Raw genomic sequence first — 25,831 nt, 5'->3', positions numbered from 1 at the left:
ACGTTACCCGGCCACGCAATGGAGCGGATCGAACGGTCCTCGCGTCAGGTGCGGAAGAACACGAACCAGATCAGGCCAAGGACGAGCAGCGCCAGTCCGGTGGAGATGGCCAGGATCGCCAGGACGGACGGTCCAGGCTCGCCCTGCCGCGCTTCGGTGGGGGTCTCGACGATCTGCGTCGGTCGTCTGGCTGCCATGGTGCCCTCAGCTCACTGTTATTCGTTATTCGCATTCCGAGCGGTGAAGCGCTCTGTCACGCACTCCCGTTGGCAACGTCGGCAGCCAGATGATGTTCCGGGCGGCGCCCCCTGCGACGGGTTAACGCCGATCCGAGAATCTGCCGGCCAGCTTGTTGAATCCGCAGCCTCGGGTGTTATCCTCGCGGCTGCCGCGAGAACGACGCCCGCAGCAGTCCGGTTCGGAGCAAGCCGTTAGTTCGGAGTTAAGTGGAGTAGGTCATGGCCCCGCGCGCCAATTGGAAGGGTTTTCTGCGCCTGTCGCTCGTGACCTGTCCGGTCGCGCTCTATCCGGCGACGTCGGAGTCCGAGAAGGTCTCCTTCAACCAGATCAACCGCAAGACCGGCCACCGCATCAAATACAGCAGGGTCGATGCCGAGACCGGCGAGGAAGTCGCCAATGACGACATCGTCAAGGGCTACAAGGTCGACACCGACACCTACATCGAGGTCACCAAGGACGAGCTCGAGGACATCGCGCTGGAATCGACGCACACGATCGAGATCGACGAGTTCGTGCCGCGCACCGACATCGACAGCCGCTATCTGATCCGTCCCTATTATCTCGTCCCCGACGGCAAGGTCGGCCACGACGCCTTCGCGGTCATTCGCGAGACCATCCGCAGCATGGACAAGGTCGCGATCGGCCGGGTCGTGCTCACCAATCGCGAGCACATCATCGCGCTGGAGCCGCTCGGCAAGGGCCTGATGGGAACGCTGCTGCGCTACCCTTACGAGGTGCGCAACGAGGAAGAATATTTCGACGACATCCAGGATGTGAAGATCACCAGCGACATGCTGGATCTCGCCAAGCACATCGTCGAGAAGAAATCGGCCGACTTCCAGCCGGAGAACTTCGAGGATCACTACGAGGCCGCGCTGATCGAGCTCATCAACAAGAAGCGCAGCGGCGTGACCATCGCCGCCAAGGCTGCACCGAAGTCGAGCGGCAACGTCATCAACCTGATGGACGCCCTGAAGCGCAGCCTTGCCAGCGAGGGTGACAAGGCGCCCGCCGCTGGCGCCCCCGCGCCGAAGGCCAAGGCCAAGAAGCCGAAGAAGCGCGTCGAAGGCCAGCGCGAGATGCTGCTGCCGATCAGCGGCAAGAAGGCCAAGGACGAGCCGAAGAAGGCCGAGGAGCCGAAGAAGTCGGAGAAGCCGGCACGAACCACCGCACGCTCACGCAAGGCCAGTTGAGGCCTCGATACGGCGAACGACCTCCGAACCTTCGCGCGGCGCACGGGTCCTGTGCATAATGGTCGCTCGACCGCGACTCTCGCGAGTTCCAGCTGTTGCCGTGGGCACGCCATCGCGCGTGGTGTTGCGGGTCATCCACCAAGGACACTGCATCGATCCCCCCCCAATTGGTGGAAAAAATATCTGCCTAGGTCAGGTAAGTCGATCCTGCGATGGTGGTCCGGCGATCAGGCGCGGATTTGTGATCGTTTCGACATCACTTCGATGCTTGCGGAATGATCACGTCGCACCTAGCTCTGCGGCGCGGGATGGTGATCCGGGCGTAGGCTTCCTGATGGAAGATTGATGTGCCTGATCGGTCGGGACGACGCTGGCGAAGTCGTCTCAGCCGCACGACGCGGCGTATCAGGGGGATGTGGATGTTTCAGCACGATGCGGACCAACGCCGGGCGCAGTACGCCTAGCGATGGCACGGGTTCAGCTGTCCGAGCTCTCCGCTTTCGCAGCCGTCGCGGATTCGTTGAGCTTCACCAAGGCGGCCGCTCATCTCGGCTGCTCCTTGCCGACCATCAGCCAGACCATCAAGAGCCTCGAGGAGCGGCTGGACGTCAGGCTGTTCAACCGGACGACGCGCAGCGTGGCCCTCACCGAGGCCGGCGAGCGCCTGCTGGCGGAGATCCAGCCGATTCTCGAACGGGTCGACCAGGCCATCGAGAGCATCAACGCGTTCCGCGACAAGCCGATGGGTACCCTGCGCCTGACCGTATCCCGTGTGTTCGCCGTGAGAGGGCTCGGGCCGCTGATCAGGTCATTCCTGGCCGAATACCCGGACATCCATATCGAACTGGCTGTCGACGACACCAACAGTGACATCGTGCGCAATCGCTTTGATGCCGGCATCAGATCCGGCCACCGGGTGGAGCGCGACATGAAGGTCATCCGCGTCTTCGACGAGTGCAGCTTCGTTGCGGTTGCCGCCCCCGGCTATCTCGCGGCGCATCCCGCGCCGGCCGTGCCCGAGGATCTCCAGGCCCATAATTGCATCCGACATCGGGTCCCTGCCGACGATACGCTGCAGCCCTGGATCTTCGAAAAGGGCGGCGAGCGCACCGAGATTGCCGTGGACGGCTCCCTTATCGTCAACGACTTCGATCTGGCGCTGAATGCCGCGCTCGACGGCATCGGCGTCGCGTATCTCGTCGAGCCGATGATCGAGACGCATCTGGCCGACGGACGGCTAATGCGGCTGCTGCCCGGCTGGCGCTACGCGACGCCCGGACTGTTCCTGTACCATCCGAGCCGCCGGCAACCGCCGATGCCGCTGCAGGTCTTTCTCGACTTCGTCAAGCGCTGGCGCAGCGGCGTCACGCTGGACGCAATGTCGCGCGCGGCGGATTACGACGCACGCGGGTTGGTAGCAGCGACGTCACATCGAACGTCGATTCACGTCGAGCCCAACCGTCGCTGAGATCGCGTTGCGAGGCTGGAGAGGTCAATCGCGCGTCGGCAGCGGCGCTGCGAACGCGCCATGATGTACGCAGCTTGCGATGTGCACCGGGATTGTTCGGGATTCCCATCTAACCTATTCACGATTATCACCATTAACAAATCGACACCGCGAGGCCAAAACCGCGGCGTGACTGCGTCGATGCTGGTGCGTGCGAGCAGCGTGTTAACGACGATCGAGTGGGCTTCGAACAAAGCAGAGCGCATTCATCAAATTGAAATTGGCTCATGCACACTTCATTCAACCATTCCGCCGGCCGCGCTGATCGAGCCGTCGTCGGAATCAGAGGTGTGGGAGCGGCAATCTGGCGAAGCCAGGGGCGACACGCGGGGGGCCGTGTGCATCGCCATCAACCGGAGAAACGGGAAATGAAGACGTTGAGGGGCCTGCTACTCGGAACGGGAGCAGTGATATTGTCCGCCGCGGCGGCGCAGGCTGCGGATCTTCCACTGAAGGCCAAAGCCGTCGAATATGTGAAGGTGTGCTCGCTGTACGGCACGGGCTTCTACTACATTCCCGGTACCGACACCTGCATCAAGCTCGGCGGCTATCTGCGCGCCGAGACCGCGCTGTGGACCAACAGCAACTATGGTGGCGCCTATTCAGGCCAGGCCGGCGCCGATAACCGCCTGAGCAACCGCTATCAGACCCGTTCGCGCCAGGATCTGAACATCGATACGCGCACCGCGACCGAATATGGCGTGGTGCGTACCTATTTCGAGACCGTGCTGAACTGGACCTCGGGCTCCTATGGCGGTGCGGGCGCCGGCGCGACGTCCTACACCGGCGACGCCATCTCGGGCGGCATCGTCGGCGTCTACTACGCCTTCATCCAGTTCGCCGGATTCACGATGGGCAAGGCCGTGTCGACCTTCGACGCGCCCTGGACCAACTATCCTGGCAACAATTTCGACGGCCTGGTCGGCGGCAGCGGCTCCAACAACGGCGTCAACCAGTTCACCTACACCGCCGATTTCGGCCAGGGCATCACCGCCGCGGTCTCGCTGGAAGACCAGACGCAGTTCTTCACCACCAACATCTGGAACACCTCGGGCATCACCGCGGCCGGCGTGCTCGGCGGCAATTATGGCTCGAGCAGCTTCGGCGGGACGGTGTCTCCCGACATCATCGGCATGGTTCGCGTCGACCAGGCGTGGGGCATCTTCCAGGCGTCGTTCGCCGCGCATGACAATCATGCCGCCTATTACGGCGCGTCCGAGACCTCGGGTCATCCCTCCGACAAGTGGGGCTGGGCCGCGCAACTGGCGCTGTCGATCAAGAACATCCCGACCGGTCCAGGCGACGTCGTCAACCTGCAGGCGGTCTACACCGACGGCGCGAGCCGCTACAACTTCCAGAGCCTCGCCAACACGACCTATTCGATGTATGGCAGCACGGGCGTAGCCGGCGCCTATCAGAGCATCGGCTTCGCCGGCGTCGGCGACGCGGTGTTCGGCACCGGCACGGGCCTGTCGACCGTGCAGACCTGGGGCATGCGCGGCGCCTTCACCCACAATTGGGATCCGCGCTGGAATACGGCGCTGTATGGCGCCTATGCCCAGGTGCGCTATGGCCAGACGGGATCGAGCCTCATCTGTGCCGGCATCGCCGCCACCGGGATGCTGACCGCGGGCTCGACCTGCAATCCCGACTTCAATCTCGGACAGATCGGCCTCATCACCCGATGGACGCCGGTCAAGGGCCTCACCTTCTCGGCCGACGTGACCTACAGCCACCTCGACCAGAAATATTCGGGCACGGCGATTGCTCCGGCCGTCACGAGCACGGCAAAGCCGGCCGCGATCTACCAGCTCAAGGACCAGGACACGGTGAGCATGCTGCTGCGCGCCCAGCGCAACTTTTGAAGCTGGGCTGTTGAACCTCTGACTGCTCGACGAGCTTCCGGCGATGCCCCCGCCGGAAGCTTCGTTCGTGGAGACAGGCGGCGCGTCGCGAGGGATGGGGCGAAATGCGGCAGGCGTCGTGCGGATCACGACGCCTGTGACTTGTCTGACGGCGATGATCGCGCAGCGGCGTGACCGGCCGGCTACTTGATCGAGGTGTTGATCGCGGTGAACTTGCTGCTCAGTCCCGAGCCCAGGCCGTTGACGGCCGCCAGGATCACGATGCTCAATCCGCCGGCAATGATGGCGTATTCGATCGAGGTCGCGCCAGCCTGATTCTTCAGGAAGCTCGCAATCAACTGCCGCATCTACCTCTCCGGTCGGGCTCGATCATCTGACGCGCCGGAAGGGCGCGCCGAGGCCGGGATGGACGCCCCGCCGGAAACCCTCCGTCATCGGCTTGAACAATCGGTTAACCCGATGAGGTACCTGCGCGGCCCAGATTCGGAGCCGGCATTCCATCGCAGGCCCGCCCTCGCCCGACCTCCGAGATCCGAACCGGAGTGCAAGCAACTGAACTTGCTTCGCTTTATTCTCAGTCCGCGGCCCCCGGCCGGTTGGCGGCAAAGCCGAGCCGCTGAATCCTCGTCCGACACATTCAGAAAAAATTCGGCTTATCCGCCAGATGCCACGTCATGATCTGGGTCAACGGCGATGGCGTGGACCGCCTTAAAGGTTATCCTGATCGCCATGAGCACAACAGATTCCGCCCGTCCCCAGCTCAAGATCCGCAGCGTCGCGCTCGACACCGGCCGCGAGAACGTGGTCGTGATCTCCCGCCGCTCGAAGGCGTTGCGGCCCGAGGTGTTCCGCGGCTTCAGCCGCGTCGAGCTGCGCTGCAACTCGCGGACGCTGCTGGCGACCCTTCTGATCACGGACGACGACGCACTGGTCGGCCCCGACGAGATCGGCCTGTCGGAGCCGGCGATGCGGCGCTTCGCCGAGCCGGCCGGCACGCGGGCGACGGTGTCGCCAGCGACCCCGCCCGAGAGCATGGAAGCGGTGCGCGCCAAGATCCGGGGCGAGACCTTGAGCGACCAGGCGATCGCTGCCGTGATCGAGGACCTCACCCACTACCGCTACTCCGACATGGAGATCGCGGCTTTCCTGATCGGCTCAGCCAGCTTCATGAGCTCCGGCGAGCTGCTGGCGCTGACGCGCGCGATGGCCAATGCCGGCACGCAATTGAAATGGCCCGAGCCGGTGGTGGTCGACAAGCACTGCATCGGCGGCATACCCGGCAACCGCACCTCGATGGTGGTGGTGCCGATCGTCGCCGCCCACGGACTGACCATTCCAAAAACCTCCTCGCGCGCGATCACCTCGCCAGCCGGCACCGCCGATACGATGGAGGTGCTGGCGCGGGTGAATGTCGGCGCCGACGAGATGAAGTCGATCGTCGCGGCCTGCAATGGCTGCGTGATCTGGGGCGGCCACGTCAATCTGTCGCCGGCCGACGACGTCCTGATCTCGGTCGAGCGCCCGCTCAGCCTCGACACCCGCGAGCAGATGGTCGCCTCGATCCTGTCGAAGAAGCTGGCCGCCGGCTCGACGCATCTGCTGCTCGACCTGCCGGTCGGGCCGACCGCCAAGCTCACCAGCGGCGCGGAGGCGATGCGCCTGCGCAAGCTGTTCGAATTCGTCGGCGACCGTTTCGGGCTCAAGGTCGAGGTGATCACGACCGACGGCCGCCAGCCGATCGGCAACGGCATCGGTCCGGTGCTGGAGGCGCGCGACGTGATGGCGGTGCTGGGCAACGAGCCGTCGGCGCCTGCGGACCTGCGCGAGAAGTCGCTGCGGCTCGCCGCGCATCTGCTCGAATATGATCCGAAGCTGCGCGGCGGCGCCGGCTATAACAGGGCGCGCGAGCTGCTCGACAGCGGCGCGGCGCTCAAGCAGATGCTGAAGATCATCGATGCGCAGGGCCCGCCGGAATGCCGCAGCGAGCTCGGCGATCTCGCCTTCGACGTCAAGGCGGAGCGCGACGGTGTCGTGTCCGCGATCGATTGCCTGCGGCTCAATCGCCTGGCGCGTACCGCCGGCGCGCCGGTGAACAAGGGCTCCGGGATCATGCTGTTCAAGAAGATCGGCGATCGTGTCGACCAGGGTGAGCCACTCTATCGCGTGTTCACCTGCGATCCGTCGGAGCATGATCTGGCCGCAGCCGCAGCCGCCGCCAACCACGGCTATGGCTTCGCCGACGGCGCGAATGGTCGTTCGTGATGAACCGTCGTCGAGCATCGATCCATCGTCCTCGGGAGACCGCCGCATGAGTGTGACCGTTCGCTTCTGCGGTGCCGCGCATACCGTCACCGGGTCCTGCTATCTGGTGCGGAGCGGCAAGAGCCAGTTCCTGATCGATTGCGGCCTGTTCCAGGGCCAGAAGACGCTGAAGGAGCTCAACTACGGCGACTTCCCATTCCGTCCCGCCGACATCGACGCCGTGCTGCTGACGCATGCGCATATCGACCATAGCGGCCTGCTGCCGAAGCTGGTGCGCATGGGCTTCGACGGCAAGATCTTCGCCACGCGCGGCACCATCGATCTCTGCTCATGGATGCTGCCCGATGCCGGCAACATCCAGGAGCAGGAGGTGCTGGCGCTGAACCGCCGCAACATCGCGCGCGGCCGCGGCGAGGTCAGCCCGATCTACACCCAGGACGACGCCATCGCCGCCCTGCAATACTTCCAAGCCGTCCCCTACGAGACCTGGACCGAGATCATTCCAGGCATTCGCGCCCGCTACTGGAATGCCGGGCATCTGCTGGGCTCCGCCTCGATCGAGATCGAATTCGCAGGACAAGGCGCCGATGGCGGACCGCTGCGGTTGCTTGCCTCCGGCGATGTCGGGCCCGACGCCAAGCTCTTGCAGCCCGATCCGAAAGCGCCCGAGGGATTCGACTACGTGATCTCGGAGGCGACCTATGGCGACCGGATTCGCGAGCCGACCACGCCGGAGCTGCGCCGCGGCCGTCTGGCCGGCGAGGTGCGCGACGCGGCGGCGGCCAAGGGCGCGCTATTGATCCCGGCCTTCGCGGTCGAGCGGACGCAGGAGCTGATCGTCGATCTGGTCGGCCTGATGGAGCGCGGCGAGATTCCGGCCGCGCCGGTGTTCCTGGACTCGCCGCTGGCGATCCACGCCACCGAGGTGTTTCGCGCGCACACCGAGAGCCTCGACGGCGGCAGCGATGTCGGCCGTCTGTTGTCGTCGCCGCATCTGCGCTTCACCGAGACGGTCGATGAAAGCAAGGCGATCGCCAAGCTGACCGGATTTCACATCGTCATCGCCGCCAGCGGCATGTGCGATGCCGGTCGCATCCGCCATCATCTCAAGCGCTGGCTGTGGAACAACCGCGCCACCGTGCTGCTGGTCGGCTATCAGGCCACCGGCACGCTGGGGCGCTTCCTGCAGGACGGCGTCAAGGCGGTGCGCATCCAGGGCGAGGAGATCAAGGTCGCGGCCCGCATCCGCATGATCGACGACTATTCCGGCCACGCCGACGGCGCCGAGATCGCCCGCTGGATCGCGGCCCGCCGCCCGATCGCGCGCGGCCTTTTTCTGTCCCACGGCGAGGATGCCGCGATCGCGGCGCTGGCAGCGCGCGTCGCCGAGCGGATCGTGCCGACCGCGAAAGTGTTCTCCCCCCTGCTCGACGACGTCTACGAGCTGACGAGCGCGGTGCCGACGCCGCTCGACGTCGCGCGCCGGCGGCGGCTGGCGCCGGAGGCGGTCACCCGGCTGGACTGGCACAACGACATGTCGGGCCTGCTGCTCGACATCCACGAGCGGATCGAGCAAGCCGCCGACGATCGTGCCCGCGGCGTCATCATCCGCCGCCTGCGCCGGGCGCTGGAAGAGTGATGCGAGCGGCGTAGCCGCGAAGGCCGCGCGCCTGCGATGTTCGTCGTCGAACGGTCACACTTTGATCGCACCTTGAGGGACCATCAGGTGCGGTGCGAAGCTCGCAGACGGCGACGCTCTCGCAGCTTGTGCATATTGAAACACACAACGTGCCGACGGCTGGTCTCCGAGTGCTGTTCTGATAGGCTCGACACGTGGTTCATGACAACGGAACGATCCGGGTGAACCGGGCGCAGGTGGGGAAACGAGGGGCTCTCACATGCATCAACCATCGAAATGGTGGGCGGGACTGATCGCTGTTGCCGTGCTCTGGCTCGCGGCCGTGAGCTTCAAGACGGCTGATGTCGAGGACGACATTGGGCCGCGGGCACGCGCCGCCGTCGCGGCCGCCGTCCCCGACACAGCCGCGGCCCTCAAGGTCACGGTCGCGGGCCGCGACGTTCGCATCGCAGGGCCGGAGTTCAGTCCCGATCAGTCGACGAAACTGGAGGACGCCGCATCGGTCAGCGGCGTCCGGCTCGTCGAAGGCACCTACGACAAGCTGCCGACACCGAAGCCCTATGCCCTCCGCGCCACGCGAAACGGCGGCCAGCTCGTGCTCGAAGGCGCGGTGCCGACGCCCGCCGTTCGGAATGCCGTGCTCAATGCCGTCCGTTCGTCCGGTGGTGAAGTGGTCGATCGCCTCTCCTATGCGCTGGGAGCTCCGGCCGACTTCGCGGCCATCGCGAGCCATGGATCGGTCCAGGCCGCCAAGCTCAATGGCGGCACGTTCGCGCTCGCGGACAAGGCTTATTCGATCGCAGGTGCCGCCGCCTCATCGGACGTCTATGAGGCTGCCGTCGCGGCGACGCGGCAGCTGCCGGGCGGCGCCGTGCTCGACAAGGTGGCGATCCTGCCGCCGGAGGCAAAGCCGTTCATCTGGAGCGCGGTTCGCGAGGACAACACGCTGGTGATGTCCGGCGTCGTTCCGAATGACGATATCAGGCGCGCGCTCGAGGCCGCCGCGATCAAGGCCTGGCCCGGCGCGTCGGTGATGCATCACATGCAGATCGCGCGTGGCGCGCCTGCTGGCGATTTTGGCGCCTACACGTCCTATGCGCTGGCGGAGCTTACCAGGCTGAGCACGGGCCGCGTCGTCATCTCCGACGCCACCTACGCGATTTCGGGCGAGGCCCCCTCCACCGCCGCCTACGATGAAACGATGGCCGGGATCGGCAAGCTGCCGACCGGGCTGAGCTTGGCGAAAGCCGAGATTCTGCCGCCGGAAATCAAGCCCTATCGCTGGTCGGCGGAGTTCGACGGCACCAGCTTGAGCCTCACAGGTCTCGCGCCGAGCGGAGCGGCCCGCGATGCGATGCTGGGCTCCGCCAGTGGACAGTTCGACGGCAAGCCGATCAAGAGCCAGATCGGCATCGCCCGCGGCGCCCCGGATGGCGACCTTGCCAAAGCGAGCGCGAGCCTGCTGCAGCAGCTCGCCGGGCTGTCGCAGGGGCGCGCCGAGATCAACGACACCCAGGTCTCGCTCAGGGGCGTCGGACTCGCCAACGTCACCGGCGCAGCCGTGCGCGAGCAACTGGCCGCCGCCCTGCCCGCGCCGTTTGCGCTCGCGTCCATCGACGTCCGCGACGGCCCGGTCTCGCCTTACGCGTTCGGACTGCAGAAGCAGGACGGCCGTGTCAGGCTGAGCGGCTATGTCCCTGATGACGCCGCGCGCCGCGATCTCGTCGACGCCGCCACAACGACCTTCATCACCGAGACGGTCGAGGACGGTCTGAAGATCGGCGACGGTGCGCCAAAGGATTACGTGCAGTCGCTGAAGGCGACGTTCCCGGCGCTGGCGCGGCTGTGGTCCGGCGCGCTGACGGCAAAGGACGCGGCGATCACGGTCGACGGGCTCGCCATCTACGACAAGTCGGCCGAGCAGGTCCGCAAGGAGCTCGCCGAGGCGGTCGGCAGCGGCTTCAAGCTCGACGACGTCAAGATCGGCGTCAAGCCGGAAAGCCCGCCACTCGCGGTCGCGGAGTGCCAGCCGGCGTTCAACGGGCTGCTCGCCAAGGGCCGCATCCGCTTCAGCACCGGCAGCGCCGAGCTGAGCCGCGCCTCGCTGGCGCTGCTCGATCACCTGATCGAGGTTGCGCAGCGCTGCAAGGATGCCGAGATCGCGATCGAAGGCCACACCGACAATGTCGGCGACGAAGCTGACAACATGGACCTCTCCAAGCGCCGGGCGGCGGCGGTGGTCGGCTATATCGGCGACGCCGGCATCGACACCTCGCGCATGACCTCGGAGGGCTACGGCCAGACCAAGCCGGTCGCCTCCAACGACACGGCCGAAGGCCGCGCGCAGAACCGCCGCATCGAATTCGTCGTCAAGTGAGGCGCTGACATCATGATGTACGACCTTGCGACATTTCCGTTCTGGATCATCCTCGCCGTCGGCATCGGCGGCTTTGTCGGCTGGCGCACCTGGTCGGACGAGCCACGGCCGGACTGGCTGAGAAGCTGGCTGCTGCCGGCGACGCTCGCTCTCGTCATCGGGATCCTGATGGCGCTGCTGACCGTGCTGCCCGGACGTGCCGGCCTGTGGCTCGAGGTCGGCCTGCTGATGGTCGGCGCCTATCTGCTCGGCTGCCTGATCGGCGGACAGCTCAGGGAATATGTCGGGTTGGGTGACACCAGTGCGATGTCGCCGGGCGGGCCTGGAAGCAGCGTCGCGTTCGCTGGCGCAACCGCGGCGGCTCGTCCTTGGGCGGACAGCCCATCGCCGGCTGCGCAAGCCGCAGCCAGCGTCGAGGCCGATCGCCTTGCCACTGAAGCTGCCGCGAAAGCTGAAGCCGAACGTGTTGCGGCCGAAGCCGCTGCACGGGCGGAGGCCGAGCGTCTCGCCGCCGAAACGGCCGCAAAGGCCGAGGCTGAGCGGCTCGCCGCGGAAGCCGCGGCAAGGGCCGAGGCTGATCGCCTGGCGGCCGAAGCCGCAGCGAAGGCCGAAGCCGAACGTCTCGCTGCCGAGGCGGCGGCGAACGCCGAGTCCGAGCGCCGTGCTGCGGAGGCCGCCGCGAAAGCCGAAGCCGACCGCCTCGCTGCGGAAGCAGCCGCGAAAGCAGAGGCCGATCGTGTTGCGGCGGAAGCGGCTGAAAAGGCCGAAGCCGAACGCTTGGCCGCCGAAGCAGCGGCGAAAGCCGAAGCAGACCGTCTTGCGGCAGAGGCCGTTGCGAAAGCCGAGGCGGAAGCCTGGCGTCTCGCGGCCGAAGCGACCGCGAAAGCCGAGGCCGATCGCCTCGCCGCCGAAGCGGCCGCACGCGCGGAAGCCGATCGCCTTGCCGCCGACGCCGAGGCGGAACGGCTTGCCGCCGAGGTCGCCGCATCATCGGCCCCGGAGAGCCCGGCCTCGGCCGACGACAGACCGCCGGCCCTGCCCGCCCCCGAGGGCGCCGCTGACGATCTCAAGCTGATCAAGGGCATCGGGCCCAAGAACGAGCGCGTCCTCAATGACATCGGCGTGCATCATTTCAGCCAGATCGCGGCGTGGTCGCCTGACCATGCGAGCTGGGTCGGCCATCACATGGCCTTTCCCGGCCGGATCGAGCGCGAGCACTGGATCGCGCAGGCCAAGCTGCTCGCGGCCGGCCTCGACACCGCGCATTCCAGCGCGGTGAAGTCCGGCGCGATCACCATCGACGAACATGCCGACGCGCCGCTGAGCGAGGACGAGGCGAGCTACCTCCTGGCCCACCTGCCGGCGCTGAGGCCGCCCGTCGAGAACGAGGACGTCCATGGCGGCGCCCGCCCGCTCGGGCTCGTCGCGCCGCGCGGCGGCCAGGCCGACGATCTCAAGCTGATCAAGGGCATCGGCAAGCAGAACGAGGCGCGGCTGCACGGCCTCGGCATCTGGCATTTCGCGCAGATCGCGGCCTGGACCGCCGAGCACGCCAAATGGGTCGGCTCGTATCTGGCGTTCGCAGGACGGATCGAGCGCGAGCAATGGGTCGCGCAGGCCAAGGAGCTCGCAAGCGGCGGGACCACGGAATTCGCCCGCCGCGTCGAGGCTGGTCTGGTCAAGTCATCCGCCGACGACGGCTCCCGCGGGCAGGACAACGTCGAGATCGTGCAACCACGCGAGTAGCGGCGCCAACTGGAGCATGATCCGGAAAAGTGGATCATGATGCGATTCCGTGGAATCGCATCATGATCTAAGCGAATCGTCGGGTGTGCAAAGGCGCTGACTTGCCCTCTCGTCACGCGCGATGGTGATGGCGCCGTGCCCACCCTGCTTTCCTACTCGGCGAGTTCGACGGCCTCGCTGCGTGACGGGCCGGCCAGCGGCCGTTCCTCCATCAGCATCATGCAAACGGAGGCGCAGGCCAGCATCGCGGTGGCCGCGGCATAGACGAAGCGGAAGGCATGGATCATGTCGGCTTCCGCGATGCCGCTGACCGCGCCATGGGCGCCCTCGGCCAGCGAAATGTCGGCGCCCAGCGCCATCAGCAGGATGGCGCTGAAGGCCGCAACCGTGAACGAGGACATCATCGAACGGAAGAAGTTCATCGCGCCGGTGATGGTGCCGATCTGGGAGCGGTCCACCGCGTTCTGCAGCGACACCACCGAGATCGGGAACGCGGTGCCGAGCCCGATGCCGTAGATCGACAGCAGCACCATCAGCCCCCACAGCGACGGCGTCGTCACCGTCATGACCGCGGCGGCAATGGTGCCGATGATCGTGCCCACGATGGCGACGCGCTTGTAGTGCTTGACCCGGGCCATGGTGCGGCCGGCAACCGCGGCGCCGAGGGTCGAGATCGCCGCGATCGGAATCAGGCCGAGACCGGCCTGGCTCGGGGTCAAATGATAGACCAGCTCGTAATAGAGCGGCAGATGGACCGTGAGCCCGATCAGGGCGCCGAGTGCGCAGCCGCTCGCCAGCATGCCGTAGGGCACCACCGTTCCGCCCATCAGCGACAGCGGCAGGAACGGCTCATCGGCCCGCTTGGCGTGCCAGACGAAGGCCAAGCCGAGCGCCACCGCGCTGCCGATCATCGCCAGCAGGGTCGGCGACAGCCAGGCCAGCTTGTGGCCACCCCAGGTCAGCACGAGCATGAACACGACGGCCGAGGCCATCAGCAGCAGGCCGCCGGCCCAGTCGACCTTGCGCAGCCGGTGATAGACCGGCAGCCGGCCCATCTTGGGCAGCAGCAATGCGAGCGCCGCGATCGCGAGCGGGACATTGATCCAGAAGATCATCGACCAGTGCAGATGGTCGGCGAAGAAGCCGCCGATCACCGGCCCGAGCAGGCCGGCGAGCAGCCAGACCCCGCTGAAATAGGCCTGATACTGGCCGCGCTCGCGCGGGCTGACGACGTCGGAGATCACGGTCTGGACCACCGGCATGATGCCGCCGCCACCCAGCCCCTGCAGGCCGCGGGCGAGGATCAGCACCGGCATGTTCGGCGCCAGCGCGCAGACCACCGAGCCGACCACGAACAGGCTGAGCGCGGTGATGATCATCGAGCGGCGGCCATAGATGTCGCAGAGCGTGCCGAACACCGGCGCCACCGCGGTCGACGCCAGCAGGTAGGCGGTGATCACCCAGGAGAGATTGGTGACGTCCTGAAACTCGCGGCCGATGGTCGGCAGCGCGGTCGCCACGATGGTCTGGTCGAGCGCGGCCAGGAACATCGTCAGCAGCAGGCTCATCAGGATGGTGCGCACCTCGGCCTGGGTCAGCGGTACCGGCGGCGCAAGCGACGGCGCATCCTCGATCGCCTGAACCTGCGGCGGAATGGCCGGCAGCTCGGCGGCGATCTCTTCGGGCAGGGATTGGGACGCGGCAGGGTAATGCGTCTGCCGATCAAACTTGTTCATGGGATGAATGCCGTGCCCGGGCGCGACGACGCCGCGCGGATTCGCTGACTGGCGAACTACTTAAGGCATAATTTTCCCGTGCGGCAGCGGGTCGGGTGCATGGGTGCATTCCGACAGCACGGGAACGGTCGCATCATCGTGACTTGCTGCGGGTGCGAGGTGATCGCGCTATTTCGGCCGTCGCTTCAACTTGGCCCGCTTCGGCAGCAGCACCGGCCACTGCACGATGTGGTTCTCGAGCTGGTCGTCCGGAACGTCGTCCTCGGTGCCCTCGACCCGGCCGCGCACCGAGACGCCGGCTTCATGGACCGTCTGAGGATCGCCCGAGATCAGGGGATGCCACCAGTAGAGATCGCGCCCCTCAGCCACGAGGCGGTAGCCGCAGCTCGGTGGCAGCCAGGTCAGCGTGCGGACGTTCTCAGGTGTCAGGCGAACGCAATCCGACACCTGTTCGGAACGATTCGGGTAGTCCTTGCAGGCACATAGCCCGGCATCCAAGAGCTTGCAGGAAATGTGGGTGAAGTAGATGTCGCCGGTATCCTCGTCTTCCAGCTTCTCCAGGCAGCAGCGCCCGCAGCCATCGCAGAGGCTCTCCCATTCCACCTCGGACATCTCTTCCAAGATCTTGGTTTTCCAGAACATTCCCTCCTGGCCCGAGGGACGTTTGAGCGGTGCGGTCATCGGGCGATTCTCAAAGAGGGCGTGAGGTGGTCGCCATCTAGTTGCCCGGCCCCAAGCCGCGCAAGGGGCTTTGCCGATTACGGCGGCACGTTAGCTTTGTGTATCAAATTGTGAGCGGAACCATTGGTTTGTGACCCCCGCTCGGCTAGATAGATGATTGAGTCACTCCGGCGGCGGCGCCGGCAACGCGGCTTGGGGTCAGGTGCTCGGGTTCGGGCGGCTGACTATGCAGTGCCATGGGTTTGCCGCAACAATCGCGCAAGACCCTTCGATGGCCCCCAGCCCCACTTGCTGAGTGCTTTCGAAGCCAGCTGACACGCTTTCGAAACGACCAGGGTTCCCGTGCGGCAGATCATTCCAGACGATTGGAAGAAGCGGATCAACAATTTCCGCCTGGATCTCGACGCCCGCTTCGATTCGGCGCTGTTCTCCTCCCTGCGCGGCACCCGCGAGCTGTATGAGCGCTATTCGGCGTTCATGGACCGCTTCTATGTCGGCGGCTGGAAGCGCTGGGTGTTCGTCGAGCCGTTCTCGGAGGCGGCCACGATCGGGCTCGGCGGTTTGGTGCTGATGCTGGCGCTCGCGATCCCCGCCTTCCGCGAAACTGCCGATGAGGACTGGCTGAAGAAGTCCGACCTCGCCGTCACCTTCCTCGACCGCTACGGCAACCCGATCGGCAGCCGCGGCATCAAGCACAACGATTCGATTCCGCTGGAGGACTTCCCGGACAATCTGATCAAGGCGACGCTCGCCACCGAGGACCGCCGCTTCTACGACCATTTCGGCATCGACATTGCCGGCACGGCGCGCGCCCTCGTCACCAACGCCCAGGCCGGCGGCGTCCGCCAGGGCGGCTCCTCGATCAGCCAGCAGCTCGCCAAGAACCTGTTCCTGTCCAACGAGCGCACCATCGAGCGCAAGGTCAATGAGGCGTTCCTGGCGATCTGGCTGGAAACCCGGCTGACCAAGAACGAGATCCTCAAGCTCTATCTCGACCGCGCCTATATGGGCGGCGGCACCTTCGGCGTCGACGGCGCGGCACACTTCTATTTCAACAAGTCGGTGCGCGACATCAACCTCGCCGAAGCCGCGATGCTGGCCGGGCTGTTCAAGGCGCCGACCAAGTTCGCCCCCCACATCAACCTGCCGGCCGCCCGCGCCCGCGCCAACGTCGTGCTCGACAATCTGGTCGATGCCGGGTTCATGACCGAAGGCCAGGTGTTCGGCGCCCGCCGCAACCCGGCCTTCGCGGTCGACCGCCGCGACGAAAGCTCGCCGAACTACTTCCTCGACTACGCCTTCGACGAGATGCGCAAGCTGGTCGACACGTTCCCGAAGTCCTACACCGAGCGCGTCTTCGTGGTGCGGACCTCGATCGACATGACGGTGCAGCATGCGGCCGACGAGGCGATCGAGAACCAGTTGCGCCAGTTCGGCCGCGACTATCACGCGACCCAGGCGGCAACCGTCGTCTCCGACCTCGACGGCGGCATCCGCGCCATGGTCGGCGGCCGCGACTATGGTGCCAGCCAGTTCAACCGCGCAGTCGACGCCTACCGGCAGCCGGGATCGTCGTTCAAGCCTTACGTCTACACCACCGCGCTGCTGAACGGCTTCAAGCCGACCTCGATCGTGGTCGACGGCCCGGTCTGCATCGGCAACTGGTGCCCGCAGAATTATGGCCATTCCTATTCCGGCTCGGTGACGCTGACGCAGGCGATCACCCGCTCGATCAACGTCGTCCCGGTCAAGCTGTCGATCGCGCTCGGCGGCAAGGAGGGTCCGAAGGCCGGCCGTGCCAAGATCATCGAGGTCGCGCGGCGCTTCGGGCTCAAGGCGCCGCTGCCCGACACGCCGTCGATGCCGATCGGCTCCGACGAGGTCACGGTGCTGGAGCATGCGGTCGCCTATGCGACCTTCCCGAACAAGGGCAAGGCGGTGACGCCGCATTCCGTGCTGGAGGTCCGCACCGGCGCCGGCGACCTGGTCTGGCGCTGGGACCGTGACGGGCCGAAGCCGAAGCAGGCAATCCCGGCCTCGGTTGCTGCCGACATGGCGGGCATGATGAGCCACGTGGTCAGCGAAGGCACCGCACGCCGCGCCGCACTCGACGGCATTCCGACCGCCGGCAAGACCGGCACCACCAACGCCTATCGGGACGCCTGGTTCGTCGGCTACACCGGCAACTTCACCTGCGCGGTCTGGTACGGCAATGACGACTATTCGCCGACCAACCGTATGACCGGCGGCTCGCTGCCGGCGCAGACGTGGCATGACATCATGGTCGCCGCGCATCAGGGCGTCGAGGTCAAGGAGCTGCCCGGCGTCGGCATGGGCGAAAAGCTGCCGCAGTCGGCGTCCGCCGCGATGGCACAGGCCGGCCAGCCGAAGACCCTGGAGATCAAGCCCGGTCCGCCGCCGATCCTGACCCGCCGCGGCGCCGAGGTGCTGGTTCAGGTCGAGAAGATGCTGGACGATGCGGCGCGCCTCGCTGAGAAGGCCGCGCCTGCCGATCCGCGCAAGCCCGGCAAGCCGGTCTCATCGAGCGCGCTGGCCTTCCCTGAGAACTACGCCGCGGCAACGGCCGACGGCGTGACCATCCCTGCCCTGCGCAAGAACTGACGTCAGCGATCCCCGTGCGGCTGCTCTTCATCACCTTGGTTACGCTCCTGATCGCCACCGGCGTCGGCATCGGCGCGACGTGGATGACGACGACCCGCGGCACCGAGTTTGGTACGCTGACGATCGGCGCCTGGACGGCGCGTCCGAAAACAGGCACGGCCGATGTCGACCCCTATGCGCGCGCGACCATCACCCGCAATGGCGAATTGCCGATCGGCACCGGCGACGGCGTGGCCTTCACCGCCACCACGGACGACAAGAGGAAGCCGCTCGACGGGCGCTGCGACATCCTGGTCAGCGGCGTCACGCCACCCGCCCGGTTCTGGACGCTCACGCTCTACGACCGCAAGGGCCACCTCGTCGCCAACACGCTGCAGCGCTACGGCTTCACCAGCCAGGAGCTGGTACGAGGTGCCGATGGCTCCTTCGAGATTCGTGTCGCCGCGCGCTCGCGCTCCGGCAACTGGCTGCCGACCGGCGGCATCGAGCGCTACGCGCTGATGCTGCGGCTCTACGACACGCCGGTCGGCGTCGCGACCCGCACGCAGCGCGACGCACCGATGCCGTCGATCACGACAGTAGGTTGCCCATCATGATCCGGCTGCTGTTCACGGTCGTGGTCGGCGTGCTGCTCGGCGGCGTGGTCCATCTCGTCAGCGTGCTGGCGCTGCCGCGGATCTCGACCCAGGACGCCTACTCCCGGCTGACGCCGATGACCAAGCTGAACGCCGTGACGCAGTTGCCATTGGCCGATCCCGGCAATTCACCGATGCCGTTCATGGATCCGGCGTTCGCCATGGCGATCTGCCGCTACGATCTGTCCGACGGACCGCTGAAGCTCACGGTCCCGGTGAGCCAGGCCTATACGTCCGTGTCGTTCTACACGCGCAACGAGATCGCCTACTACGCCATCAACGACCGCTCCGCCGGCAAGCGCGTGATCGAGCTCAACCTGATGACCGAGGCTCAGCACGAAGACCTGCCCGAGGACGAGGAGATCACGGCCGCCGACCGGCTGATCATCGATTCGCCGACCACGACCGGGTTGATCGTGCTGAAGGCCCTTGCCGCCGAGCCGGGCCTCATGCCGCAGGCGCAGGCCTCCCTTGCAGCGGCAAGCTGCGGCGTACAGACCGAGGCACCGGCCAAGGCCGAGAAGCCGCGCGGCAAACGATAAGTCAATACGACGTCCTGGATGAATTCGACAACACTCTCTTCATCCTTGGTGGCATAGTCGTTGTCGCGCGCCGCTGCTATGACGTATGAGGACGGCGGCGCTTCGCTCAACATCAGGTCATGCCTCTCGAAATCGAACGGAAGTTTCTCGTCAAGTCCGATGCTTGGCGGGATCAGGCGACGCACAGTGAACGCCTTCGCGACGGCCTCGTCGCGCGTCAGGACGGCCTCAAGGTCCGCGTTCGCTGCTATGGCAACCGGACGACGCTGTGCGTGAAGAGCGGCCGCCGCGGCCTGACCCGAGATGAATTCGAGTACGATATTCCCGCGGACCACGCCGCGATGCTGTTCGCGCATTGCAACGGACGCATCCTCGAGAAGACGCGTCACTATGTGCCGGCCGAAAGCGGCGTCTGGGAAGTCGACGTCTACCACGACGCGCTCGAAGGCGTCGTCATCGCCGAGATCGAGCTGCCGACCGAAACGACCGTCGTGACCCTTCCCGACTGGGTCGGCGACGAGGTCACCGGCGATCCGCGCTACAGCAAGGCCAACATGCTGACGGAGCGCTCGCGGGCGGCGAAAGTCCGGGAGCTGCGGCGCGCGCGCCTTGCAGGGCTGTGATGCACGTACGGGCCGTTGCGGCTTGACCCCTGTCAAATTACCCGTCGAGGGCACACCTTAAACAGCGCGGACTTGGCGGTCTGAACGATCGCGCATGGAGTTTGCACGATGAGTTCATCGCAGGTGATGTCACAGGCGCTGCGCGCCAAGATCATGTCGGCCGACGCGGCGGCCGCGCTGGTCGAGCCCGGCAACCATGTCGGCATGAGCGGCTTCACCGGGTCGGGCTACCCGAAGGCGGTGCCGCTCGCGCTGGCGCGCCGGATCGAAGCCGCGCATGCGCGCGGCGAGCCGTTCCGCGTCGGCGTGTGGACCGGGGCGAGCACGGCGCCCGAGCTCGACGGCGCGCTCGCCCGGGCTGATGGCATCGACCTGCGCCTGCCCTATCAGTCCGATCCGGCGACACGACAGCGCATCAACGCCGGCAGCATCGACTATATCGATCTGCATCTCAGCCATGTCGCACAGTTCGTGTGGTTCGGTTTTCTCGGCCATCTCGACGTCGCCGTGATCGAATGCGCCGGCATCCTGCCCGACGGGCGGCTGATCCCATCGACCTCGATCGGCAACAACAAGACCTGGCTCGATCTGGCGGACCGCGTCATCATCGAGGTCAATTCGTGGATGAACCCGGCGCTGCTCGGCATGCACGACGTCTATTACGGCACCCGCCTGCCACCGCATCGCAAGCCGATCCCGATCGTGGCGCCCGGCGACCGCATCGGCGAGACCACCTATCGCTGCAATCCGGACAAGGTCATCGCGGTCGTCGAGACCCACGCGCCCGACCGCAACACGAGCTTCGCCGCCCCCGACGACGTCTCCGGCGCGATCGCCGGGCACATCCTGGAGTTCTTCGCGCACGAGGTGAAGCAGGGCCGCCTGCCGCGCAATCTGCTGCCGCTGCAATCGGGCGTCGGCAACGTCGCGAACGCCGTGATGGCCGGGCTCGACGACGGGCCGTTCCCGCATCTCACCGCCTACACCGAGGTGCTGCAGGACGGCATGCTGAACCTGATCCGCTCGGGGCGGATGGATCTCGCCTCCGCGACGGCATTGTCGCTGAGCTCGGAAGCGGCGATCGAATTCAACCGCGAGATCGAGTTCCTGCGCGACCGCATCGTGCTGCGGCCGCAGGAGATCTCCAACCACCCCGAGGTGATCCGCCGGCTCGGCGTCATCGCCATGAACGGCATGATCGAGGCCGACATCTACGGCAACGTCAACTCGACCCACGTGCGCGGCAGCAGCATCATGAACGGCATCGGCGGCTCCGGGGACTTCGCCCGCAACGCCTATCTGTCGATCTTCATGACGCCCTCGACGGCGAAGAATGGGACGATCTCCTGCATCGTGCCGATGGTCACCCATGTCGACCACACCGAGCACGACGTGCAGGTTCTGGTGACCGAGCGCGGCCTCGCCGATCTGCGCGGCCTGTCGCCCAAACAGCGCGCCCGCACCATCATCGATCAGGCGGCGCATCCAAAATTCCGGCCGGCGCTGGCGGATTATTTCGAACGCGCCTGCCGCGATTCGACCGGCAAGCACACGCCGCATCTGCTCGAGGAGGCGTTCCGCCTGCTCAGGCCGGAATGAGCGCTGCGGCCCGATCACCGCAGCGGCACGCCTCGTAGGCGACGGGATCGTGGCTGTTCACGATCGTGACCCGGTCGCCATGGTCGCATTTCAAGCGCCGCAGCCGCTCCTGGTTGGCGACACGCATCGTGCGATCCTGATCGCCCTTGCGCTGGAACAGCCCGAGCAGCAGCGGCATGCGTGGGCGGGCGTCGAGCTGGCCGTGGAAGAAATAGGCATCGCCGGCGTGCAGCAGCCATTTGTCGCCGCGTCGCACGGCGACGCCGCAATGGCCGCGGGTATGGCCCGGCAGCGGAACGATCAGGATGTCGCCGCTGCGATCCACGGCAGCGCGGACACCGCGAAAGCCGAACCAGTCCTCGCCGTCGTCGCCGTAGAACTGCCAGTCGGGACGATGCCGCCATTGGCCGGCGATATAGCGACCGCGCGGCGGCGCCGGAGACCCCTCGACGGCCATCGCATGCTCCCCGCGATGAACGTGCACCTTGGCCTTCGGGAAATCGCCGATGCCGCCGGCGTGGTCCCGGTCGAGATGCGTGAGCAGGATGTGCCTGACGTCGTCGGGCGAGAAGCCCAATGCCTTTACCTGCTGCAGCGCCGTCTCCGACGCATCGAGAAGCGGCGCGGCCTGCCTCACCCAGCGTGCCCCCAATCGTGCGGGCGCGGCGATGTCACCGGTGCCGATGCCGGTGTCGACCAGGACCAGGCCGTCATCGCTTTCGATCAGCAGGCAGTGGCAGACGAGGCGGGCGCGCGCGAACAGGCCGCCGCTGCCGCTCACCAGCCGACCGCCGCGTGGACACATCGTGCCGGTGTTGAGGTGGTGGACGCGCATCGATCTTCTCCTTCATTGCCGACATCGGGCGCATCCTTGCGTGCCGGACTGAGATAAGTAAAATATTGATGAGTGATACATGTCATAGGCTACTCCTATGGATATCCGCGAGCTCCGCTATTTCTCCGCCGTGTTCGAGGAACGCAGCCTGACCAGGGCAGCGGCGCGCTGCTTCGTCTCGCAGCCATCGATTTCGCTGGCGATCGCCAACCTCGAGGCCGAGCTCGGCACCGAGCTGTTCCTCCGCCACCGCAAGGGTGTCGTGCCGCTGGAGGCGGCCGAGCGCCTGCAGCCGATCGCGCGCCGGATCGTCGGCGAAGCCGATGCCGCCCGCAACCTGTTCCGGCACGGCGCACCGAAGCAGGCGCTCAAGCTCGGGCTCATGCGCACCCTCGACGGCCGGCGCGTGACCGCGCTGCTCAAGCCGCTGACGGCGCGCGAGGATCTCAGGCTTCACATCGTCGGTCCGACCGAGCGGGCCGACGGACGCATCGTCTCAAAGAGCCTGGTCGGCGACGGCGAGCATTTCCTGCCGCTGTGGAGCGAGCGCTATGTCGCGGCTTTGCCGCTTGCGCATCCGCTCACGCTGAAGCCGCGCCTGCGCGCGGCCGACCTCGCCGACGTCGCCATGATCGACCGCTGCCATTGCGAGCACAGCGCGCTGGCGCGACGCAGCGGCGGGCCGCGCGAGATCGCCGCCATCGCCGAAACCGAGGATTGGGCCCTGGCGCTGGTCGCCGCCGGCGTCGGCGTCGCGATCGTTCCCGAGGGCGTCGTGCACGGCCGAAGCGACGTTGCGGTCCGCGAGATCGAGATGACGTTGAAGCGCCAGGTCGGACTCGCCTACTCCGCCGCGCGTGCTCCATCCGAGGCGCTGAAGATCTTGATCGCGACGCTGCGCGCGGCAGCGCCGCAGAAGCTCCGTGCGACAGCAGGGCGGCAAAAGGGAGCACCGGCCAAGCCAGGCCGGCGCCGGAGCAAGGTCGCGCCGGGCTAGCCCCGCGTCGTCAGCGGCCGTTCGATCAGGGGCCGCGCGGCGACCGGCGGATTGGCGGTCTGAGCCGCCAGTTCGTGGATCAGGCGATCGGCCTCGGCGGCCATGCCGTCGGGCGCCTGCAGCACCAGGCGCTCCAAGGCCCAGCGGTAGGACGAGACGCGCTGCTCCAGGCTGATCTGCACCCATTGCACGATCAGCGAGTTCTCCTGCATGCGCGCGACCGCATCGGCTTGCTCGCGCGGCGAGAGCTCGGTCATGTATTTCATGCTGGCATCGCGCTTGCGATCGAGATCGATGACGCGGATGGCCGACGCGAAGAACGGCTCGAAGCGGGTGATGTCGTCGCGCACGTCGTCGATCAGCTGGGTGTAGCGCGAGGCGTGCGAGCGGTGCGGCTCGTCGATCAAGGCCCGCCCATAGGCTGTGCGGTCGAACACGACCTTCTGGCGCCACGGCGAGGCCGACGGCTGATAGTCGCCGAACACGCTCTTCCAGGCAGGGCGCGAATGCGGTGGCTCGATCAGCGGATAAGCGAGATCGCGCAGCTGGCGCTCATTGTCGGTCAGTTGGAACTGCGACGGCTTGACGCCGACGCTGGCGGTGGCTTCCGCCCCGATCCATTTGTGCATGTCGTCATTGCGCATGTCGGCGCGGGTGCGGCCGAAATCGCCGCCGCTGCAGGCGCCGAGCAGTCCGCCGACGAGAACGAGTACGAACACCGGCGGCGCGCGCCGGACCGGATTCACGATGGCCGGCATTCTCGTTTCCCCCGACCTGTCAGCGGCGACGGCGGCGGCGGCTTGGCGCTGTGCCCTCGCGGGGCCCGCTATCGTCGGTCGTGGTCTCGCGCTCGATCCGAACGACGGGAAGAATCAGGATCGTTCCCATGCCCTCCTGCGGCGCGCCGGTCACGGCAGGCCGCGCGCGACGCGCAACGTCCGCCGGGAATTCAATGATGGTCGCCATGTCCACTCTCTTTCGTGCCCGAAGTTCTTACCCCCTGAAAACTCCCCGTCGCCCGAACTTCGCAGGCAAGAGGGCACGCAGAACTGACGATCACGAATGCCGGCGCATGAAGCTGCACGTTGGCATTCGGCGCGGCGAAGATCAGGCTGGCCGCGTGACGCGGCCAAGGCGAGATCATCGAACGGATCGATTAAGATCAGGACGTGGTTAAGAGGATATTAATGCGCGGGCCGCCCGACACGGATCGCGTGCACCGGCGGGAGAGAAGGCAAGCCAGCGTTGCGCCTTTGTCTCACCGGGTCATTTCGGCCCATCTTCACCGATTGTTTTCCTTAACGCCGTATTAAAACAACTCCGCTCTAATCGGCGCAACGATTGCCGAAGTTGCGTACCCCGACATGACAAGATCATCGCTGTTCCCCGGCTTCGACGGGTTGCTCACGCTCTCGCGCCGCGAGGGCGTCGACATCAAGCCCACTCTGCTGCGCGTGCTGACCGACCTCTATGTCCAGGCGAGCGCGCATTCCGCCGACGAGGAGCGGCAGTTCGTCGAATTGGCCTCCCGTCTGGTCGACGACGTCGACGATGCGACCCGTGCGGCGGTGCGTGCGCGGCTGGCGATCTATCCGGCGACGCCGATCGAGATCCTGAACAAGCTGGGCTTGCGCCCGCCGCAGAGCGAGCCGGCGCCGCCGCTCGCCGGCCCCATTCCCGCATCGCTTCGTTCGTCGCCTCCGATCCCGCCGCGCGACGACGCGGCGTCCGGATTGTCGATGCAGCCGAAGGATGCCGCCGAGCTCAGCGAGATGTTCATGCGCGCCGCCTCGCACGAACGCATCGCCATCCTGCAGAACCTCGCCACCACGCCGCTGAGGCCCGCCGCGCCGACGCCGTTGCACCGCGCGGTGCATGCGATCGAGGCGCTGGAGATGGCCGCGTTCAACGCCGACGTCGAGACGTTCACGATCGAGCTCGGCGAGAGCCTGATCCTGCCCTCACGCATGACCCGCGAGGTTGTCAACGATCCCCATGGCGAGCCGCTGGCCTGCGCCGCAAAGGCGCTCGGCATGCCGGCGCCGGTGTTCGAGCGCGTACTGCTGTTCCTCAAGCCCGAGATGGGCCAGTCCGTCCAGACCGTGTTTCGGCTGTCACGCTTCTACGAACGGCTCAGCGAGCGCGCGGCGCTGATCATGCTGGCGGCCTGGCGCGGCTCCGGGATGGCCGCGATCAGGGCCAAGCATCGCACGGCGCTCTATGACGACGAACGTCAGCACGTCCGTGGCAGCACGGCGCGGGCCGGCACCGCGACGAGGCCGATCGTGCGCACGGGAACCGATGGCTTCAAGCGCTGACGCGCGATCGCGGTCCCGAATCTTAGCGATGATCAGGGACGCTCGCGCACGAGATCGAGAAAATGACGGCCCTGCCTGTCCTCGGTCTCGATGATCCAGGCGTCGGGATCGAAGCGCAGCTCCTTGACGAGCCGCTCCTCGATCTGCGCTTCCGCGACCGGCTGCGGCGATATCGGTACGAAGAAGCGGTCGATCGGCTGGCTGTCGTCATAGACGGTCTGCGGGGCGGGAACATAGAGCTGGGCCGTGCCATCCATCATCGCGACCTTGACGAAGACCGCGCCGGCTTCCTCCGCGCCACGGTGGCGGATCGCGCTGAACGCGCCGGCCGACTGGCAACGCCGCAGATAGGCGCTCACCCAGATGCTGCTCTTCAATCGCATGATGGTTCGATGCAGGTGCAAGCGCGCTGCA

At 66.5% G+C, this 25,831-nt stretch carries 23 protein-coding genes; 15 read left to right on the top strand and 8 right to left on the bottom strand.

Features of this window, described 5'->3' with window-relative positions:
• Positions 1–44: 44 nt before the first annotated feature.
• Positions 45–197: a hypothetical protein gene (locus tag QW887_RS17225; RefSeq protein ID WP_315756472.1), complete on the bottom strand. Its 153-nt coding sequence runs from the start codon at positions 195–197 to the stop codon at positions 45–47.
• 261 nt (positions 198–458) lie between these two features.
• Between QW887_RS17225 and QW887_RS17220 the strand changes: the two genes are divergently transcribed.
• From QW887_RS17220 to QW887_RS17205, 4 genes are all read left to right on the top strand, one after another.
• A complete protein-coding gene (locus QW887_RS17220) occupies positions 459–1,433 on the top strand; it encodes a Ku protein (protein WP_315753055.1) in 975 nt (324 codons plus the stop codon).
• A 466-nt stretch (positions 1,434–1,899) separates the two neighbouring features.
• Positions 1,900–2,901, top strand: coding sequence for a LysR family transcriptional regulator (locus QW887_RS17215; RefSeq protein WP_316194729.1), 1,002 nt, complete (start codon positions 1,900–1,902; stop codon positions 2,899–2,901).
• A 60-nt stretch (positions 2,902–2,961) separates the two neighbouring features.
• Entirely contained in the window at positions 2,962–3,312 is a 351-nt protein-coding gene (locus QW887_RS17210; protein WP_315753058.1) for a hypothetical protein, read from the top strand.
• Positions 3,309–4,805, top strand: a complete 1,497-nt coding sequence (locus tag QW887_RS17205) for a porin (protein WP_315753059.1) — start codon at positions 3,309–3,311, stop codon at positions 4,803–4,805. The genes QW887_RS17210 and QW887_RS17205 overlap by 4 nt, the downstream gene beginning before the upstream one ends.
• Positions 4,806–4,987: 182 nt before the next feature.
• Here QW887_RS17205 and QW887_RS17200 read toward each other — a convergent pair whose 3' ends face one another.
• Positions 4,988–5,152, bottom strand: a complete 165-nt coding sequence (locus QW887_RS17200) for a Flp family type IVb pilin (RefSeq protein ID WP_315716136.1) — start codon at positions 5,150–5,152, stop codon at positions 4,988–4,990.
• Between the two features lie 382 nt (positions 5,153–5,534).
• On the opposite strand from QW887_RS17200, the gene QW887_RS17195 reads away from it, so the two are divergent.
• From QW887_RS17195 to QW887_RS17180, 4 genes are all read left to right on the top strand, one after another.
• Positions 5,535–7,067 (top strand): thymidine phosphorylase family protein, encoded by a 1,533-nt coding sequence (locus tag QW887_RS17195; RefSeq protein ID WP_315753061.1) that lies wholly within the window; start codon positions 5,535–5,537, stop codon positions 7,065–7,067.
• Positions 7,068–7,113: 46 nt separating this feature from the next.
• A complete protein-coding gene (locus tag QW887_RS17190; protein WP_316194728.1) occupies positions 7,114–8,706 on the top strand; it encodes an MBL fold metallo-hydrolase in 1,593 nt (530 codons plus the stop codon).
• A 259-nt stretch (positions 8,707–8,965) separates the two neighbouring features.
• The gene (locus QW887_RS17185; protein WP_316194727.1) at positions 8,966–11,083 is read left to right on the top strand and encodes an OmpA family protein; all 2,118 of its coding nucleotides are present in this window, start codon (positions 8,966–8,968) and stop codon (positions 11,081–11,083) included.
• A 12-nt stretch (positions 11,084–11,095) separates the two neighbouring features.
• Entirely contained in the window at positions 11,096–12,829 is a 1,734-nt protein-coding gene (locus QW887_RS17180) for a cell envelope biogenesis protein TolA (RefSeq protein WP_316194726.1), read from the top strand.
• Between the two features lie 152 nt (positions 12,830–12,981).
• On the opposite strand, the gene QW887_RS17175 is transcribed toward QW887_RS17180, so the two are convergent.
• Complete coding sequence (locus QW887_RS17175) at positions 12,982–14,565, bottom strand: MDR family MFS transporter (RefSeq protein ID WP_315716131.1); 1,584 nt, start codon at positions 14,563–14,565, stop codon at positions 12,982–12,984.
• Between the two features lie 168 nt (positions 14,566–14,733).
• Positions 14,734–15,246: a YcgN family cysteine cluster protein gene (locus QW887_RS17170; RefSeq protein ID WP_315716130.1), complete on the bottom strand. Its 513-nt coding sequence runs from the start codon at positions 15,244–15,246 to the stop codon at positions 14,734–14,736.
• 342 nt (positions 15,247–15,588) lie between these two features.
• On the opposite strand from QW887_RS17170, the gene QW887_RS17165 reads away from it, so the two are divergent.
• From QW887_RS17165 to QW887_RS17145, 5 genes are all read left to right on the top strand, one after another.
• Positions 15,589–17,868 carry a PBP1A family penicillin-binding protein gene (locus QW887_RS17165; RefSeq protein WP_315753067.1) on the top strand — a complete coding sequence of 760 codons (2,280 nt, stop codon included), beginning with the start codon at positions 15,589–15,591 and terminating at the stop codon, positions 17,866–17,868.
• Positions 17,869–17,882: 14 nt separating this feature from the next.
• Complete coding sequence (locus tag QW887_RS17160) at positions 17,883–18,464, top strand: DUF1214 domain-containing protein (protein WP_315716128.1); 582 nt, start codon at positions 17,883–17,885, stop codon at positions 18,462–18,464.
• Positions 18,461–19,045 (top strand): DUF1254 domain-containing protein, encoded by a 585-nt coding sequence (locus QW887_RS17155; protein WP_315716127.1) that lies wholly within the window; start codon positions 18,461–18,463, stop codon positions 19,043–19,045. The genes QW887_RS17160 and QW887_RS17155 overlap by 4 nt, the downstream gene beginning before the upstream one ends.
• 119 nt (positions 19,046–19,164) lie before the next feature.
• A complete protein-coding gene (locus QW887_RS17150; RefSeq protein WP_315716126.1) occupies positions 19,165–19,668 on the top strand; it encodes a CYTH domain-containing protein in 504 nt (167 codons plus the stop codon).
• Between the two features lie 108 nt (positions 19,669–19,776).
• A complete protein-coding gene (locus tag QW887_RS17145) occupies positions 19,777–21,267 on the top strand; it encodes an acetyl-CoA hydrolase/transferase family protein (RefSeq protein ID WP_315716125.1) in 1,491 nt (496 codons plus the stop codon).
• Here the strand turns inward: QW887_RS17145 and QW887_RS17140 are convergent.
• On the bottom strand, positions 21,254–22,102 hold the full coding sequence (locus QW887_RS17140; protein WP_316194725.1) for an MBL fold metallo-hydrolase: 849 nt from the start codon (positions 22,100–22,102) through the stop codon (positions 21,254–21,256). The two genes, QW887_RS17145 and QW887_RS17140, sit on opposite strands and share 14 nt — an antisense overlap.
• Positions 22,103–22,199: 97 nt before the next feature.
• Here QW887_RS17140 and QW887_RS17135 point away from each other — a divergent pair, with 97 nt between their 5' ends.
• Positions 22,200–23,099 carry a LysR family transcriptional regulator gene (locus tag QW887_RS17135; protein ID WP_315828261.1) on the top strand — a complete coding sequence of 300 codons (900 nt, stop codon included), beginning with the start codon at positions 22,200–22,202 and terminating at the stop codon, positions 23,097–23,099.
• On the opposite strand, the gene QW887_RS17130 is transcribed toward QW887_RS17135, so the two are convergent.
• The gene (locus QW887_RS17130; RefSeq protein WP_316194724.1) at positions 23,096–23,857 is read right to left on the bottom strand and encodes a hypothetical protein; all 762 of its coding nucleotides are present in this window, start codon (positions 23,855–23,857) and stop codon (positions 23,096–23,098) included. The genes QW887_RS17135 and QW887_RS17130 overlap by 4 nt on opposite strands.
• 19 nt (positions 23,858–23,876) lie before the next feature.
• Positions 23,877–24,065: a hypothetical protein gene (locus tag QW887_RS17125; RefSeq protein ID WP_315716121.1), complete on the bottom strand. Its 189-nt coding sequence runs from the start codon at positions 24,063–24,065 to the stop codon at positions 23,877–23,879.
• Between the two features lie 398 nt (positions 24,066–24,463).
• Here QW887_RS17125 and QW887_RS17120 point away from each other — a divergent pair, with 398 nt between their 5' ends.
• Positions 24,464–25,417 (top strand): DUF2336 domain-containing protein, encoded by a 954-nt coding sequence (locus tag QW887_RS17120; RefSeq protein ID WP_316194723.1) that lies wholly within the window; start codon positions 24,464–24,466, stop codon positions 25,415–25,417.
• Positions 25,418–25,449: 32 nt separating this feature from the next.
• Here the strand turns inward: QW887_RS17120 and QW887_RS17115 are convergent, their stop codons facing one another.
• Positions 25,450–25,800, bottom strand: a complete 351-nt coding sequence (locus QW887_RS17115) for a DUF1491 family protein (RefSeq protein ID WP_316194722.1) — start codon at positions 25,798–25,800, stop codon at positions 25,450–25,452.
• Positions 25,801–25,831: the final 31 nt, after the last annotated feature.

The organism is Bradyrhizobium sp. SZCCHNRI3052, assembly GCF_032484895.1.
Lineage (GTDB): Bacteria > Pseudomonadota > Alphaproteobacteria > Rhizobiales > Xanthobacteraceae > Bradyrhizobium.
This window is presented reverse-complemented; position numbering and strand designations above follow the sequence as displayed.